The sequence below is a fragment of the Rhizobium sp. P1_C7 genome, assembly GCF_056406295.1.
Genome location: NZ_JBFUAL010000015.1, coordinates 99939 through 114740, shown reverse-complemented (window position 1 = coordinate 114740; position 14802 = coordinate 99939). Strand labels below are relative to the sequence as shown.

Below are 14802 nucleotides of genomic sequence, written 5' to 3'. Positions count from 1 at the left end.
GTAACGGAAATGGTTCATCCGACGTCGACCAATGTAAGGTGAAATGGGGTCGACCTTCTCACGGTCTCACAACCCGCGCCAGCGTTGGTCGCGTACAAATCTGGTGCACGGAAGTCCCGTTGGAAAGCTTGCGCCGCCAATCACGTGATCGACAAACGCGGACAAGACAGGCTTTTTGTCTTCTCCTCGCATGGGCGCAGGGCTGGAATTCCAGCGGCTCGCTTGCAGTTGCCCGGGCTCCCTAACTTTGACGCACCGCGGGCGGCGGCGGCCGTCGTTTCCGCGCGCCTTCGACGGGACTTCGTACGGCAGATATTCAGCCCCGCATGGATCTGAATGCGTGTCTGACCTCTTCGCTGAACAAGCCAGGCTCCTCCCAGGCCGCGAAATGTCCGCCGTTTGTAGCGCGGCTATAGTAGACGAGCTGAGGATAGGCCTTCGAGAGCCACTGTCTCGGCGGCCTGTAGACCTCTCCGGGGAACACGGTGACCGCAACTGGCACCTTGACCGGGCTGAGCTTCGCGCCGGACATGACATTCTCCCAATAGATCCGCCCGCTGGACGGGCCGGTGTTGGTCAACCAGTAGAGCGTGAGGTTGTCGAGGATCGCTTCCCTTGTCAGCGCTTGTTCGGGGTTCCCGCGCGTAAACACCCAGTCGGCGATCTTGTCGTAAAGCCAGGCGGCCAGACCCACGGGAGAGTCCGCAAGGCCGTATCCGACGGTCTCGGGACGAGTACCCATGATCGCGGCGTAACCGAAGCCATTGTTCAAGAAATCACGCGCCTCGTCGAAGATGACCTTCTCGTCCGGCGACAGACTGTCCGGTGCCGGGCCGCCGTTCTTGAGCGCCAGCGCGGCATCGGCGGGAAAAGTCGTGGCGCGCTCAACCCTGTTGACATGAATGCCCAGCAGACCTTGCGGTGCCTGACGACCCAGGGCATCGCTGATGATTGCACCCCAGTCACCACCTTGGGAGACGTAGTGGTCGTAGCCGAGACGTTTCATCAACATATCCCACGCGGCGGCGATACGTTGCGGATTCCATCCTGTGTCGGTCGGCTTCTGCGAGAACCCAAAACCGGGAATAGATGGGAGTACCAGATGAAACGCGTCCTCAGCCTTGCCTCCGTGGGCAGTGGGATCGGTAAGCGGGCCGATGACGTTCAGCAATTCGAACACCGATCCCGGCCATCCGTGCGTCATGATTAACGGCAATGCGTTCTCGTGCTTCGAACGAATGTGGAGGAAATGGATATCCAACCCGTCAATGGTGGTCAGGAACTGGGGAACAGCGTTCAGTTTGCCTTCGGCCTTTCTCCAATCGTAGGACGACTGCCAATAGTCTACCAGCTCCTTGAGTTTTTCCGGCTGGACGCCCTGGGAGCGGTCCCCTACCGTTTCGCCATCGGGCCACCGCGTCGCGGCAAGGCGTCGCTTCAGATCAACGAGCGCGGCCTCCGCAACGTTGACCTGAAATGGACGGATTTCCCGGTTTCCGGCCGCGATAGCGACATCTGCAGCGGCCGCGGACAATGGCAGGATGGCCGCCGAAAACCCGACTACGGCGCTGCCGAAGAGCAGGGAGCGCCGGGACATGTCCATTCGGTCAAGGGACTGCTCGATTGTCATGACATGCATCCTTCCTGGATCTGAAAACTCATTGGACGGGCTCGACCAGTACGGCGCCCTTGGTGACGACGTAAGTGGCAAGTTCGGATGATTTGCCGGTGCCGACGTTCTTGGCGGAATGCGCGATGCCCGCCGGAATGAACAGCGACTGACCTGCCTTCAAGGTGGTGGGTTCACGGCCCTCGAGCCAGTATTCGACAACGCCTTCCAAGACGAAAGCGATCTCTTCGCCGGGGTGCTTGTGATTGATCGCGGTCGCACCGGGATTGAAATCGACCCTCGTCTGGATGACTTCCTTTCCGGCTACACTGATATCGTTCCTGACGAGATCAGTGCGCTGTATTTCCTGCTCCTGTGCATGGGCGCTCTCGAGCGATAGAACGCTCGCTGCCAATGCGGCGATGATCAGCCTGCGGGCTTTCATTGTGCTTTTCCTATGTGGATTGTGGCGAAGCTTGCCTGCAGCAAGGCAGCCAAACTCCATTCGTTCTAAAGTGCGGTCACACCTCGTCCGGTCCGGCAGGGAAGACGAGAAACTTGTTTCCTTCCGGATCGCGGAAGTAGGCGCAATAAGGGCCGTCGCCATTTTCGCCTCTGGCGCCGGCAGCGCCTTCGTCCGATCCCCCTGCAGCCAGTGCGACCGCATGGGCTTCATCGACTTGGGAGCGCGACCGGGCTTCGAAAGCGATCATTGCGCCGTTACCCCAAGTGGCCGGCCGTCGAATGGCTTGACAACACCGAACTCGAGAGTGCGGTGACCATAATAGACGGCGCGGCCAGGCTGTACGATGATCCGTCCGATGCCAAATACGGCGAGGAGCTTGTCGTAGAATGCCCCTGCTGCATCGAGATCGTTCGTTCCGACAGTGGAATGACCCGGCAGGCCCCGCACCTCGTCGAGTTGAACCGCTTGTTTGCGATTTACTGAAACGTCGTTCACTGAAACTATTCCTTTCTCATGTGGCAGTCGAGGCGCCAGCCTCCTGCGCGCGTTGGACGCGGGCCAATCCAGCTGAAAATCTCCGCCGAATGGAGGATAATTAAGCGCCACGGTCTTTGGCCGGTACTGAGGGAAAGTGAGAGCCACCCTCTCGTTTGCTGACCTTCAGATGCACCGGCCGGTCGGTGTCGACGCGCAGGTTCGTCGTTGACCAACTCCTGCATCAAGGTCCTTCGGGCATGCTCGAAACCCGTCCAGCGCCGGGGGCTTTCCAGCGACGGAATGGTCACAGATTCTTGACGATCGAAACCGATCATCGCTGCGTCCACTAAGTCGGCTGCAGTCGTCATGCCAGGAACGTCTTTCAGCAGAATGAGGAGCTGGACATAGACGCCGAGTGGAGAGATGTCATTTTGTCACCCCAGTTGACGAGGGCGCATGTCTCAATCGAGAGACAGCCACAACCGCCCAAAGCGGCACTCGGTCATAACCGTTTCCGGCCGAAGCGGGCGTCCACCCCGTTTTCAAGTTTCACCAAACCATTGCATCGCGACCTCGGTAAACTCCCGATCGTGCCTGGCGCCACCGCCGACCCAAGCGACGAAGCCATCAGGACGTATGAGTACGGCCTTCAAGCCCAGCGGTTCCTTAACCTCGCTCGCGATGTAAGTGATCCGTTGAGCAAAAGGGCGGTGGAGTTCCTGCAGCGGCGATCCGGGGGTAAAGTCCAAAAGGAGTCCCTTACCCTCTTTGAGGTGATCGCCGAGCTTCGTACCGTCGGCAAGCGCGAAGTCAGGAGCACTGCGGCCAACCAACGGCTGGCTGCCACCGAGATCGTAGCCGACCGTCACCCCCCAAACGCGTTCGGCAAAATAGGTTGCACCGTCGGGAGTATCGATCAAGTCCCGGAAGATGGCTTCGAGTGCACGCGAACTCCGGCTCGGCCGCATGATCGCCACCTGGGCACGCGACCAGTCAAGAACTTGCGTTCCGACGGGATGCCTTTCGACTGCATAGCTGTCCAGCAGGCCGACCGGCGCGTCGCCGCGGATGGTCGCGGCAAGTTTCCAACCCAGGTTCATTGCGTCTCCAAGGCCGAGATTAAGCCCTTGGCCGCCCAATGGGGAATGGATGTGTGCGGCATCGCCAGCCAACAGTACGCGTCCTTTGCGGTAAGCTGTTGCCTGATAAGCTCGGTCCGTCCATGTCGTCGCAAGCCGGAGAGCTGTTAACGTGACGTGCGTCCCGGAGATGCGCCGCAGCACCGCCTGCACGTGGTCGCGCGTGATTGGCTGCGTTCGATGGAATGAGCCGCCGTCGAAATCGACCATCGCAATGGTACCGGGTTTTTGATAGGTATACATACCCGTCGCCGTATAGTGGCGGCCGGACTCGAGTTGCTCCGGATCAGCCAGCTCTACCTGAACGGAATAGCCGGTGAACTCGGGATCGGTTCCGGTGAACTCGAAGTCGCCGACCTTTCGCACGGTACTACGGCCGCCATCGCATCCGACAAGCCAACGTCCGTCAAACGTCTCACCACCAGCGTAAACAGTCACACCTGTGTTTGACTGTTTGAAGTCTTGGACGCCGATACCACGACGAACCTGGACACCCATCGCGGTTGCGCGGGCCGCCAGGACGGATTCGACGTGCTCCATTGTGGTTGCCACGTTGGTAGCAGCGGGACTGGGCAAACGATGCTGCCACTTCCCAGAGTCTACTTTGTCATGGAAGAACTGGATGCCCGCGAAATGACCGCCGGGGCGACGTAACTGATGCGTCCAGTGTGCCGCAGTCGAAGCGGCGCTATGACTGGATCGCATCTCCGGGTGTTGCGGCGCGATGATCTCGTCTAGCATTCCGCGACGATAGAAGGCTTCGATGGTGGGGGCCGATAGGCCACGCATTCCGAATGGAAGTTGCTTCAGGGGTGAATACGGGTCTTCGGCCTGTTCCAGCATCAGAACCGACAATCCCGCAAGGCGAAGTTCGCAGGCGAGAAATAACCCGACAGGTCCTGCCCCGGCGATCACCACATCATATGTCGAATGAAGAATATCCATAAACCGTTCTCCATGGTCGTTCGACCGGAGCGGTTCATCGTTTTGAGAACCACACGGACGAACAATGGGACGCCATACAGCGTCCGTCGTTCGTCGTGGGACTCATGCTTGCGCAAGGACAGAGCTTTCGTTTCCGAAAGGACTTGGGCTAGACCACACCAAATCTGCCTTTTCCGACAGGGGCGTTATAACTTCGGCTGGAGCGATCTGCAACCGCAGAAGTCCGTCTCCTGTCTAGGTCAATGAGGCAAGCAATGCGACCAGTTGGCCCTGGCGATGCGTGTCGGTCTTCTGGAAGACAGCCTTGATCCTGCTTCGGGCGGTCTCCCGGGTGATTCCGAGAGCATCTGCGGCGTATTCGAGAGAACTGCCGCTCGCGAGAAGTTCTGCAAGGCGCGCTTCTGCCGGGCTGAGTCCGAAAGCGCGGGCGAAAACCTGCCACGCGTTCCTGCCCGCCCCTGACACCTCGCTGAGAAGCAGCAGAGCTCGCGCGCAAATGAACGGCGACTTCGCCGCGCCGTCGACGGGCAGGACCCTGATCACGAGCGGGGTAGCGTTTTCCCGCCTGACGATAATCGGGGCCGCGCGCAAGGTCTTGCCCTCACGTAGCCCTTGCAGGCGGTTGACCACCCTTTCGTATTCGGCTGCAGCCTGCCGATCACGAAGCACCAGACGGCCGCCGGCGACATGGATGGAGGTGCCCAACAGCCGCTGTGCCGTGGCATTTGCGTGAATGAACCGCCCTGTCTGGTCGATCGCCACCACAGATTTGCCGATCTGGTCGAACGACTTGGCGACCGCGGACAGCGTCACGCGCCCTGCCAGATGCGCGAGGCTGCCGATTTCGTGCAGTCTCACGGAAAACTGCTGAAGAATGCCCCCCCCGCCTCTTCGAATGCCCCTTGGCGGACGGACCGGTGCAATGTCAGCGACCAGAAGTCGGGGCCGGTGCGAAGGCCGATGCCCGCCCAGCCTTTCCCGTCGAAGCGGGGCAGGAAATCATCGAAGAACGGCACATAGCGGTCGTCGCGGTCGATCAGGTCGCTATCCAGCGCCACCTCGCCCCGCATGTTGATCGCCCGCGCGCGTTGATGGCTTTGGCTGTCCTGTTCTGCCCAACTCTCGCCAACATAGGTCTGGAGGCACTCCCTGAGGCTGGCCGTAACAATCGCCCCTTCGGACCCGGACTGCGGGATCAGGCCTGCGCCCATAGCGCCTAACGACGTCGCCAAGTCTTCCAGAATCCCGGACCAGCGCGCGGGATCGGCGATCACGTCCGATAGGTTCATGGATGCACGCTGCAGCCGATCGACGTCAATCGCCATCGCCTTCCCCCCGCGTTGCTGGAATGAGCAAACAGATAAAAGAAATGAAACAACCGGAAAATCAATGATCCGCGCCGCAACCTACGCCGCAGAAATCGGTCTGTCCACGGCTCGGCTCAGTTTCATCGACAGCCGTCTTTTGCCCGCGCAACCCCCATAAGGGGGCCTCATGCAATCGTTTCTCCGGCTAGGGTCGGTCGTAAAGGCGACAATGCCAAGTCACCCGCGGCACTCGTCCCGCGCGACAACTGGTGGGAGGGGCTCATGTGCATTTGGTCACTCACGAAACTGACGGTGGCGATTGTTGTCATGTCGGCGATGGGATTTGAGGCGCGGGCCTCCGGAACTGATCAACCACAGGAGCTCGACGTCGATGTCGCCGTGGTCTTCGCTGTCGATTTCTCGGCTTCAATCGACCCCGCTACCGCGGACCTACAGCGGAACGGTCATGCCGCCGCGTTGACGTCGCCCGAGATCATGAAGGCTCTTTCAAGCAACCTCCGAGGTTGCATTGCAATCAGCTATTTCGAATGGGCAAGCCCGCAGACTATAAGGTCCGTCCTGCCCTGGACGAGGATTTGCCGACCAAAAGATGCCAAAGCAGCCGCCGGCATTATAGGCAGCGGGGGTGACAAGGGTCGCGGCCGCAGGATCAGGGGCGGAACATCCATTTCCTCAGCCATCGCGATCGGAAGCCTGCTTCTCGACAGATTTCCCGGCCACGCCGACCGAAAGGTCATCGACATATCCGGCAATGGCGAGAACAATGACGGCATGCCCGTTCAGCAAGCCAGGACGAGGGCGATCGAGAAGGGCTACACGATCAATGCGATCGCGGTTCCGTCAAAGGACCAGAATCCCGACCGCCCGCTGGCCACCTATTTCGCGGACGAAGTCATCGGCGGCGACCAGGCCTTCGTAATGGTACCGAAGGAATCGAGTGACTACACCACGGCCCTGCGTCGCAAGCTCGTGACCGAAATATCCTTGAGACTAGCCCCGAACTCCTATCCGCAGGACAGACAGCCACGCATGATTACCGCCAGCGCGCGATTGGTGACCGGCGAGGAGTAATCGCGTCCGGGGTCTCCGGGTATGCCATCAAAGTTGCGGGGATGTTGTCACGTGAACCGACGGCCGCTTCCCGTTGAATGACGAAGCCTATCGATTATGCAGACAGCGCAAATCGTTGAGAAGCTTCCGAAGCCGGAGTTGCTCCGTTAAGGCAGCCCTGCTGTTGTCGACACAGTCCATGAATGAGGCGGAGGCCTGCTTGGTCTCATCGATTGATAAAAGTGCCGAAATTGGCGCAAGCGCCTGGGAGCGCCAACAGCGACCGACCTCGCTGCGCACTGGATCGCAGATGAAAAGCTACGCGATGCAAGATTATCGTTAAGCCCGTGATCGATGGGTTTGATGAAGGTTTGGAGGCGGCGGATGTGATAGCCGCAAAGAGCCTGTCGGCTGCGGCGGAGGCCAATGACGCTGCGGATAGTGCAGCTGATCCCGCTCGGAAACCCCAAATTTTCAAAGGGGACTGGTCCCTTCTGCTTCGGCCGAATGACGCTTCTCCTTGTGGCCTTTCCGGCCGAGACGTGTTGGCGGCTGTCGGGCCCAAAGCTGACAAAGGGATCTGACCTGCCGCTAGGGATCGGCGGGTCAGACTTTGGTTAGGAGCCGCCCCGACTACAGGGTAACGACGATCTTGCCAATCTGCTCGTTGCTTTCGAGGAAGCGCGTTGCGTCCTGGATTTGTTCGAAAGCGAAGGTTTGCGCAATCAATGGATCGAGCAATCCGGACTGCAAGCCTCCATTGATGAACGCCTTCGCGCGGTCGAGAATGGCGTCGTCCGATACGATCTCCGTAAAGAGATAGCCTTTCAGCGTCAGGCTTTTGCCGAGCACCCCAAACTGCGGGAATGGACCAGTCTCCGGGCTAAGCGCACCATATTCAAGCAGGATTCCGCCGACCGCCATACATTCGGCAAGCTGCGCAATGGCGGGGCCGCCGATCGGGTCAAACACCACACGGGCACCTTTTCCGCCGGTGATTTCCTTCACACGAGCGGGCAAGTTTTCTTCCGAAGTCGCGATGACATGATGAGCTCCGGCCGTCAGCAGGGTTTCGGCCTTCGCCCGGGTGCGGCTCGTTGCTATTACGGTGGCTCCGACGCTTCGCGCTATCTGGAACGCGGCAATTCCGACGCTGCTAGACGCGGCAGTGACGATGACAAACTCGCCGGCGGACAGTCGTGCCTGTTCGATCAGCGCGCCCCATGCCGTTACATACTGCATCCACGATGCAGCCGCTTGTTCGAAGGAGAGGTTTGCAGGGTGTTTGACGACGTGACGGACCGGCACGTTAATGACTTCGCCATAGGTGCCCCAGCGCGCCATGTCGAGCGTCGGGATGACGCTGACCGCATCACCCGCCGCAATTCCGACGACGTCTGTACCGTGCGCTTTTACCGTGCCGGCCGCCTCATATCCGAGTCTTGACGGGAATTCGGCTTCTTGCAGATAGGCGTGGCGACGGAACATCACCTCGGCGCGGTTGAGGCCGATGGCTTGGACGGCAATCTGTACTTCGTCGGCAGCAGGAGCAGCGACATCGATATCGTCGATGCGCAACACGTCTGGCTCGCCATATTCATGGAAACGGACAACTCTGGTCATGCTTCATTCTCCTTGCATGTCTCCGTCACGCGTCTCAATGCTGCGCGACCGGTCGCATGCATCTGGCAAGTAGCTGCGAAGATGAAAATACGGTAATCAAAAGCATATAGTGCTCAAAAGTATACCGTAAGCGAGGCTAGGATGAACAAGGACCGGAACTATGACGAGGTGCCCGGCTGCACGATGTACGCGGCGCTCAACCTCATCAGCGGCAAGTGGAAAGGCATGATCCTCTATCACCTGCTAAAGGGTACATTGCGTTTCAATGCACTGAAGAGAGTGTTGGGCGACTGCTCGCAGCGCCTGCTAATCAAGCAATTGCGGGAACTTGAAGAGGACGGCCTTGTCGAACGCAAGGTGTTCGCAGTGATCCCGCCGAAAGTGGAATATTCAATCACTGAGGAAGGCAGGACCTTAGAACCGGTCCTGCTTGGTTTACGGGATTGGGGACATGGATGGTTGATCAGACGTAATCTCGTCGCGCGCGACGACCACTTGGCTGACTTCGCCGGTTGACCGCTTGTGGGGCGCGAAGCGGCCAACTGTCGACGGCAGCTGTCGGCCGCCCGAAGCAGACGAACTCCATCGCCGGACCTAAAAAGGCTGGCTAATTCTGTGTCATCCCATTAATTCTCTCCAACATGAATAGCGACAATTTCTCCAATCCCACTTTGCGCGATCTAGCGTGTGAAATCGGTCAAGTTCAAATTTATTGGTGCTTCCTTGAAGAGGAGATGCGTCGCCAATTGAACGCAGCGGGAATGCAAGAGAGGATTGCGAGAGGAACGATTATCTCGCACTGGCGGACCTACATGGTCGAGGTCGCCGACAAATCAGATCAGGGTCCGATCGCTGGCTATCTCAATGCGGTAGAGAAAGTGGCAAAAACTCGCAATCTTCTCGCGCATGGCATCCAATCCGTTGCTGCGGACCCTTGGGAGAGTGATAGCGCGGTTGTGGTCTGTGCGGCATCTGATGGTCTCAAGCACAATCTTACCATTCAAGTGATCCGGGATTTGTCGGAAGAAATCGACCGAGTGAGGCTATTGCTGCGCAGATTTATCATCCCAGGCTGAGTTCAGCAGAGTTTGCGTTGATGACCGCTTTCGGCGCGATGGAGACCTCCGGGACGGCGCCGTTGTCGCCTGTGGGCGTGAACGAGACACTCGCTTCCTTGCCGCGACTCATCTTGCGATACATACTGGTCGGATGCCGAAGCCACGCTCTCACCCATCTCGTCTTGCTGAACACGCGCAGTCGATTTTCGATGGCAAAATCGTTCAACAATTCGGCGCACTTTGCGTGCGCCAAGGGCGAAGTAATTTGGAAGTTCTCCTGATCACAACGCGCGAAACCGGCCGTTGGACGATACCAAGGGGGTGGCCGATAAAAGGGCTTCCTGCTCACAAGGTGGCCGAACGAGAGGCGTGGGAAGAAGCTGGCGTGAAGGGCCGCGCAAAGAAAAGCGTCTTGGGGAACTACAGCTATGTGAAGGTCTTGGACGATGGGCAGAAAGTTCCGGCCTTTGTCGAAGTTCACTGGCTTGACGTCGAGTACACCAAGAAGGACTTTCCAGAGTGCAAGGAGCGCAAGCTGGCATGGCTGCCTGCACTGGAAGCCTCTCTCCTGGTGAACGAACCAGAGCTTAAGAAGCTGTTTGAGAAGCTGAGCGCGCGGTCGCAAGCCACGACGGCCATTTTGCTCGATAAGCCGATCGACGGCTAGCTACTGGCGGCGCAGAGCGGTCACCTGGTCATCAGCGCTTCCAGCCTCCGGCTCGAAAGGTCCCTTGGGTGTGAAACGCCGGACCGTTCATTGGTATCGTCGCGCCATCCGCGCCGGTGGAGAGATCAGGCGCCAGACCCACTTCAGACGTCCCATTGATGTTCACACATTGTCGTCGCCTAGTTGTGTTGCAGAGAGCGGCCCCCGTCCGGAGCAGATGGTCGAGGTCCGTCGAGCGCCCCTTCGTTCCCGTGCGATGCGGGACTTGCCCAATTCAAGAGGCTTCCTCTCACATTTCCCGCCTATACCCGACCGCGGAGATCCGCGATTCTTCGCCCGACGTCATAGGCCACGACACCTCGTCGATGGTTGATGAGACGCTCTCTGTCAAAGGACGACCGATATGCCCAGGCCATTGATCAGAAACCTCGTCGCGACTGCTACGGTGGGACACGCCGCCACCAACGATCCCGACATCGGATTCACCCAGATCGAAGGGGACATATTTCTGAGACGACTGATTGCCCGCAATCCGAATCCGAAGGGAACGGCTCTGTTCCTGCACGGCTTTCCGGAAACAATTGCCGTATGGAGGGAAATTGCAAGGACGTTGTCGAGCGAATATGAAGTCCATGCCTTCGATTGGCCGGGGTACGGCCTGTCATCGAGACCGGATATCGAAAAGTTCTCCTATGCGCCCAGCGACTATGCCCGCGTACTGAAGGGTTACATCGAAAAGACGGGTCTCGATCGATCGAACCTGACGATCTACGCCACCGACATCGGAGCGCTGCCCGCTCTACTTCTAGCGCTTGAGGAGCCCGATATCGCTAAAAATATCATTGTCGGCGACTTCGCGCCGTTCAATCGACCGGCGCACATGTGGGAGAGCCTTCAAAATCTGAAGGCCGAGCCAACGGCGTCGCCTACGCGTGCCTACATGAACAAAACCCGTGACGAAATCCTCGACAACGTCCACAGACGCGGGCTTTCGCCCCAGGAGCAGTTCGAGCTGCCGGCCGACGTTCGGGAAGACATGGTCAAGTCATGGGGCCACGGCGATCTCACTTCTGCCGATGCTTTCGCACACTACTATTCCCAATTCACGCGCGACCAGGACTATCTCGAAGCAAACCTCGGCAAACTCCAGATCCCTGCGAAGGTTATTTGGGGCGACAAGGACATCTACATCAAGAAAGAAATGGGAATCGAGTTCTCGGAGATGATCAATGCAAAACTAGACGTTCTGCCCGGCATTGGACATTTCCCGCATCTGCAGGATCCAGGCCGAACCGTTGAAGAAGTGCGCGCTTCATTCCAATGAGGAGAGTGGATACCCACTGGAGCCATCATCACGCTCCCGCAACCGCGGCAAGGCCCAATCTATGAACGAGCGAACCTTGAGAGCGAGAAGCCCTTGGCGCGGATAGACGATGTGGATCGGCTGCCGCTCGCCTGCGAATTCAGTCAGGATCGGCACGAGCGCACCCGAGGCCAGCTCGTCCGGCACCAGGTAGTCAAAGAGCCGCACAATTCCGGCACCGTTCACCGCTGCGGCCACACAGTTTGCCGCCGTGTTGACCTCAAGCCGGTTGCGTGGAACCGCCTCGATCAGTTTGCCGTCGACATGGAATGTCCAGAAGAAGGTTCGCTTGTTGAAGATTATGCCATCATGGGTGGCAAGGTCTCTGGGATGCTCGGGAATGCCGCATCGATCTAGATAGGCTGGACTGGCGCAGGTCAGCAGGCGGAAATCACCTGTCTTCGCCGCGTAAAGGGAACTGTCAGCAAGTTCACCAAGCCGGATGGCGATATCAACCTTCTCAGCGACGAGATCGACCGTGCGGTCGACTGACAGAAGATTCAACGAGACCTTGGGGTATTTTTCCATAAAGCCTAGGACGACCGGCAGCACATAGCGGTTGCCGTATTCGATCGGTGTTGTGATCGTCAACGTTCCCCGAGGCGCCTGATATTCGCCCGAGGCGCGGCGTTCGGCCTCCTCGAGGTCCGCCATGATCTTACGGGCAGCTTCGACGTAGTCGCGTCCGGCCTCGGTGAGCTGGGCGTTTCGGCTTGTTCGAACAATCAGGTTCGCACCCAGGTGACGCTCGAGGTCGGCGACCTTGCGACTGACGCTAGCAAGCGGCTTATTCAGTTTCCTACTGCCGCCAGAGATGCTGCCGGCATCGACGACGGCGAGCAAAACCCGCATTGCATCCAGCCGATCCATGGAGCACCTCGACAACTATCTGGCCTCTGGCGGGCATTGTGCCTTCGGTGGCCAGATGAAACAAGAGAACGGCAGGCTCCCACTTTCGCTCCTCTGCCAGATTGAAAGACCGGCGGGCTGAAGTCACGCTGGAGATTTTAAGTCCTTCGGATCCTGGTCAAACATGCCACCCTTTCTAAAGTGTAACATTCCGAGTATAGCGCTGGTGTCATCTTACGTATAAGTAAGCCGCACTTCGATAAGAGCGGTGAAAGTGAAATGACCAGTGACCCAGCCCTCGCCGATCAGGCGAAGCTTCTTGCACTCCTTGCAAATGAAAAGCGGCTTATGATCGCCTCTTTCATCCTTCGTGAGGAACTCAGCGTGGGCGATCTTGCAGACAAGGTTGGACTTTCTCAGTCCTCGCTTTCGCAACATCTCGCGAAATTTCGTGAGGCCAAGGTTGTCACGACGCGTCGCGATGCGCAGTCGATCTATTATTCGATTTCACACCATGGCGTTCGAAGGATCCTGGAAACCGTCGACGAAATATCTGATCCGTCCACCAACGAGGTCAATGCAAAAGCAGTATAACTTCTGGATGTTGTAGGTTTCTCTCAATTACCAACTTGCAGCTTAACGCCGTCCTGGTTCATGCTTCCCCGAACGGAAAATGTGAGGTCTGATGGTAACGAGTGCAAATCGCCTGTTTGTCACCCAAATCTCCGGTGAACGAATGCCGGATGCGGGACTGTTCACGTGGGATCTCAACGCTGACCTCGCCTACGCGGATAGCGCCGTCGCCGAACTGTTTGGTCTCGATCCCCAAGAAACGGAACATGGGTTACCCCTGCAAACATACCTGGAGCGGGTGCATCCGGATGACGTCGCCAATCTAGCAAAACAGATCAAGGACGCCATCATCGCCCAGCATCCAACCTTCCAACGGTATCGGTCACAAAAGGCAGATGGATCCTACGTTCATGTATCCGTCTTCGGCCGTTGCTTCAGAGACCGTGATAACAATCCGGTTCACTATGCCGGAATAGTTATGCCGACTGAAGATGCCCCGGACTATCAGTCTACCCATTGAGGCTCGAGCGGCACACGTCAGTACTCGCCCTCGTTTCCCAACTATCCGCGAGCGTGCACCGTCATCATCTTGGATCTTGAGCTCCGCCTCCAGGGGTTTGCATGATTTCCCGCCACGATCGGCCGCCGGCCGGCACTCGTCGATCGAACGGCAGTGACCTTGCCGAGACTGCGTATGACAAGCCCCAGCTTCGTCGGTGGGGCATCGAGCGTTGCCTTAAGGACTGTCACAACATGTCAAATGGCGACTTTACCTCGATCACGCGGCCATTCAGGAGTTTGAAGGCATGTATCGGGTGGCCGCGCAATCCACCCAACAGCTAGACAGCCGTGACGAACCGTTCAGGAGAAACACGTCATGGAACTGCAAAACAAATCTATCGTCGTCACCGGCGCGAGCAGTGGGATCGGCGCGGCTGCCGCTTTGCTGTTTGCAAACGAGGGAGCCAATGTGGTCCTCGGCGCGCGCCGGTCGGCAGAACTCGAGGCCCTCGCCGGAAGAATCAACCGCGGCAATGGCCGGGCCCTCTATCTGGCCGGCGACGTCACCGATGAAAGCTATGCCGAGGCTCTCGTCGATCTTGCAGTCGATGAGTTCGGCGTCTTGGACGGCGCGTTCAACAATGCGGGCGTCGTGGGAGATATGGTCCCGGTCCCAGATATGGGGATCGGAAACTGGAATGACGTCATCTCGATCAACCTGACTGCCGCTTTCCTTGCCGCGAAGGCCCAGATACCTGCCATGAAGAAGCAGGGGCAAGGCTCAATCATCTTTACCTCATCCTTTGTCGGCCACAGCAACGGCGGCATGCCTGGAATGGGGGCATATGCAGCTTCAAAGGCGGGGTTGATCGGTCTTACGCAGTCTCTGGCATCTGACCATGCGTCAGACGGCATCCGCGTGAACGCGTTGTTGCCTGGGGGCACTATCACGCCGAGTGGCGGAGAAGGGAACCCGGCTTTGTTGGAGATCATCGCGAACCTGCATCCCATGAAGCGGATGGCAAGCGCGACAGAAATCGCCCAGGCTGCCCTTTTCCTCCTTTCCGATCGGTCGAGCTTCATGACGGGAAGCCCGATGATCGTGGATGGCGGTATGTCCGTTCGACTGGCATAGCAACCACACGGATGTCGCC

Annotated in this window: 16 protein-coding genes and 1 pseudogene; 8 read left to right on the top strand and 9 right to left on the bottom strand. The window is 58.3% G+C overall.

The features are described 5' to 3' along the window. Positions 1 to 316 precede the first annotated feature (316 nt). The 6 genes and pseudogenes from AC1D2R_RS22230 to AC1D2R_RS22205 all read right to left on the bottom strand — a co-directional run bounded on the left by AC1D2R_RS22230 (position 317) and on the right by AC1D2R_RS22205 (position 5961). Positions 317 to 1630 (bottom strand): epoxide hydrolase family protein, encoded by a 1314-nt coding sequence (locus tag AC1D2R_RS22230; RefSeq protein ID WP_477970529.1) that lies wholly within the window; start codon positions 1628 to 1630, stop codon positions 317 to 319. Between the two features lie 28 nt (positions 1631 to 1658). Then, complete coding sequence (locus AC1D2R_RS22225; protein WP_477970527.1) at positions 1659 to 2054, bottom strand: cupin domain-containing protein; 396 nt, start codon at positions 2052 to 2054, stop codon at positions 1659 to 1661. Between the two features lie 76 nt (positions 2055 to 2130). Beyond that, a pseudogene (locus AC1D2R_RS22220) lies at positions 2131 to 2570 on the bottom strand (VOC family protein). Between the two features lie 524 nt (positions 2571 to 3094). Further along, positions 3095 to 4636, bottom strand: a complete 1542-nt coding sequence (locus AC1D2R_RS22215; protein WP_477970525.1) for an FAD-dependent monooxygenase — start codon at positions 4634 to 4636, stop codon at positions 3095 to 3097. A 234-nt stretch (positions 4637 to 4870) separates the two neighbouring features. Further along, entirely contained in the window at positions 4871 to 5494 is a 624-nt protein-coding gene (locus AC1D2R_RS22210; protein ID WP_477970523.1) for a hypothetical protein, read from the bottom strand. Continuing rightward, positions 5491 to 5961: a hypothetical protein gene (locus tag AC1D2R_RS22205; protein WP_477970521.1), complete on the bottom strand. Its 471-nt coding sequence runs from the start codon at positions 5959 to 5961 to the stop codon at positions 5491 to 5493. The genes AC1D2R_RS22210 and AC1D2R_RS22205 overlap by 4 nt, the downstream gene beginning before the upstream one ends. A gap of 270 nt (positions 5962 to 6231) precedes the next feature. Between AC1D2R_RS22205 and AC1D2R_RS22200 the strand changes: the two genes are divergently transcribed. Next, on the top strand, positions 6232 to 7035 hold the full coding sequence (locus AC1D2R_RS22200) for a DUF1194 domain-containing protein (RefSeq protein WP_477970609.1): 804 nt from the start codon (positions 6232 to 6234) through the stop codon (positions 7033 to 7035). A gap of 612 nt (positions 7036 to 7647) precedes the next feature. Here the strand turns inward: AC1D2R_RS22200 and AC1D2R_RS22195 are convergent. After that, the gene (locus tag AC1D2R_RS22195) at positions 7648 to 8637 is read right to left on the bottom strand and encodes a zinc-dependent alcohol dehydrogenase family protein (RefSeq protein WP_477970519.1); all 990 of its coding nucleotides are present in this window, start codon (positions 8635 to 8637) and stop codon (positions 7648 to 7650) included. A 141-nt stretch (positions 8638 to 8778) separates the two neighbouring features. Between AC1D2R_RS22195 and AC1D2R_RS22190 the strand changes: the two genes are divergently transcribed. Then, a complete protein-coding gene (locus AC1D2R_RS22190) occupies positions 8779 to 9153 on the top strand; it encodes a winged helix-turn-helix transcriptional regulator (protein WP_477970517.1) in 375 nt (124 codons plus the stop codon). A gap of 125 nt (positions 9154 to 9278) precedes the next feature. Next, complete coding sequence (locus AC1D2R_RS22185) at positions 9279 to 9713, top strand: hypothetical protein (protein WP_477970515.1); 435 nt, start codon at positions 9279 to 9281, stop codon at positions 9711 to 9713. On the opposite strand, the gene AC1D2R_RS22180 is transcribed toward AC1D2R_RS22185, so the two are convergent. Further along, positions 9700 to 9825 carry a hypothetical protein gene (locus tag AC1D2R_RS22180; RefSeq protein ID WP_477970513.1) on the bottom strand — a complete coding sequence of 42 codons (126 nt, stop codon included), beginning with the start codon at positions 9823 to 9825 and terminating at the stop codon, positions 9700 to 9702. The genes AC1D2R_RS22185 and AC1D2R_RS22180 overlap by 14 nt on opposite strands. A gap of 21 nt (positions 9826 to 9846) precedes the next feature. Here AC1D2R_RS22180 and AC1D2R_RS22175 point away from each other — a divergent pair, with 21 nt between their 5' ends. Further along, entirely contained in the window at positions 9847 to 10362 is a 516-nt protein-coding gene (locus AC1D2R_RS22175) for an NUDIX hydrolase (protein ID WP_477970511.1), read from the top strand. Positions 10363 to 10765: 403 nt separating this feature from the next. Beyond that, positions 10766 to 11686, top strand: a complete 921-nt coding sequence (locus tag AC1D2R_RS22170) for an alpha/beta fold hydrolase (RefSeq protein WP_477970509.1) — start codon at positions 10766 to 10768, stop codon at positions 11684 to 11686. Here AC1D2R_RS22170 and AC1D2R_RS22165 read toward each other — a convergent pair. Next, on the bottom strand, positions 11675 to 12595 hold the full coding sequence (locus tag AC1D2R_RS22165) for a LysR family transcriptional regulator (protein WP_477970507.1): 921 nt from the start codon (positions 12593 to 12595) through the stop codon (positions 11675 to 11677). The two genes, AC1D2R_RS22170 and AC1D2R_RS22165, sit on opposite strands and share 12 nt — an antisense overlap. Positions 12596 to 12853: 258 nt before the next feature. On the opposite strand from AC1D2R_RS22165, the gene AC1D2R_RS22160 reads away from it, so the two are divergent. From AC1D2R_RS22160 to AC1D2R_RS22150, 3 genes are all read left to right on the top strand, one after another. Next, a complete protein-coding gene (locus tag AC1D2R_RS22160; RefSeq protein ID WP_477970506.1) occupies positions 12854 to 13168 on the top strand; it encodes an ArsR/SmtB family transcription factor in 315 nt (104 codons plus the stop codon). A gap of 91 nt (positions 13169 to 13259) precedes the next feature. Beyond that, the gene (locus AC1D2R_RS22155; RefSeq protein ID WP_477970505.1) at positions 13260 to 13667 is read left to right on the top strand and encodes a PAS domain-containing protein; all 408 of its coding nucleotides are present in this window, start codon (positions 13260 to 13262) and stop codon (positions 13665 to 13667) included. A gap of 357 nt (positions 13668 to 14024) precedes the next feature. Continuing rightward, positions 14025 to 14783, top strand: a complete 759-nt coding sequence (locus AC1D2R_RS22150) for an SDR family oxidoreductase (protein ID WP_477970503.1) — start codon at positions 14025 to 14027, stop codon at positions 14781 to 14783. Positions 14784 to 14802 lie beyond the last annotated feature (19 nt).

What these genes read in the sequence shown, in the direction of transcription:
- AC1D2R_RS22195 (WP_477970519.1), bottom strand. Translation starts at nt 8,637, where the DNA reads ATGACCAGAGTTGTCCGTTTCCATGAATATGGCGAGCCAGACGTGTTG.
- AC1D2R_RS22190 (WP_477970517.1), top strand. Translation starts at nt 8,779, where the DNA reads ATGAACAAGGACCGGAACTATGACGAGGTGCCCGGCTGCACGATGTAC.
- AC1D2R_RS22185 (WP_477970515.1), top strand. Translation starts at nt 9,279, where the DNA reads ATGAATAGCGACAATTTCTCCAATCCCACTTTGCGCGATCTAGCGTGT.
- AC1D2R_RS22150 (WP_477970503.1), top strand. Translation starts at nt 14,025, where the DNA reads ATGGAACTGCAAAACAAATCTATCGTCGTCACCGGCGCGAGCAGTGGG.
- AC1D2R_RS22170 (WP_477970509.1), top strand. Translation starts at nt 10,766, where the DNA reads ATGCCCAGGCCATTGATCAGAAACCTCGTCGCGACTGCTACGGTGGGA.
- AC1D2R_RS22180 (WP_477970513.1), bottom strand. Translation starts at nt 9,825, where the DNA reads ATGAGTCGCGGCAAGGAAGCGAGTGTCTCGTTCACGCCCACAGGCGAC.
- AC1D2R_RS22215 (WP_477970525.1), bottom strand. Translation starts at nt 4,636, where the DNA reads ATGGATATTCTTCATTCGACATATGATGTGGTGATCGCCGGGGCAGGA.
- AC1D2R_RS22175 (WP_477970511.1), top strand. Translation starts at nt 9,847, where the DNA reads ATGCCGAAGCCACGCTCTCACCCATCTCGTCTTGCTGAACACGCGCAG.
- AC1D2R_RS22205 (WP_477970521.1), bottom strand. Translation starts at nt 5,961, where the DNA reads ATGGCGATTGACGTCGATCGGCTGCAGCGTGCATCCATGAACCTATCG.
- AC1D2R_RS22225 (WP_477970527.1), bottom strand. Translation starts at nt 2,054, where the DNA reads ATGAAAGCCCGCAGGCTGATCATCGCCGCATTGGCAGCGAGCGTTCTA.
- AC1D2R_RS22160 (WP_477970506.1), top strand. Translation starts at nt 12,854, where the DNA reads ATGACCAGTGACCCAGCCCTCGCCGATCAGGCGAAGCTTCTTGCACTC.
- AC1D2R_RS22230 (WP_477970529.1), bottom strand. Translation starts at nt 1,630, where the DNA reads ATGACAATCGAGCAGTCCCTTGACCGAATGGACATGTCCCGGCGCTCC.
- AC1D2R_RS22165 (WP_477970507.1), bottom strand. Translation starts at nt 12,595, where the DNA reads ATGGATCGGCTGGATGCAATGCGGGTTTTGCTCGCCGTCGTCGATGCC.
- AC1D2R_RS22155 (WP_477970505.1), top strand. Translation starts at nt 13,260, where the DNA reads ATGGTAACGAGTGCAAATCGCCTGTTTGTCACCCAAATCTCCGGTGAA.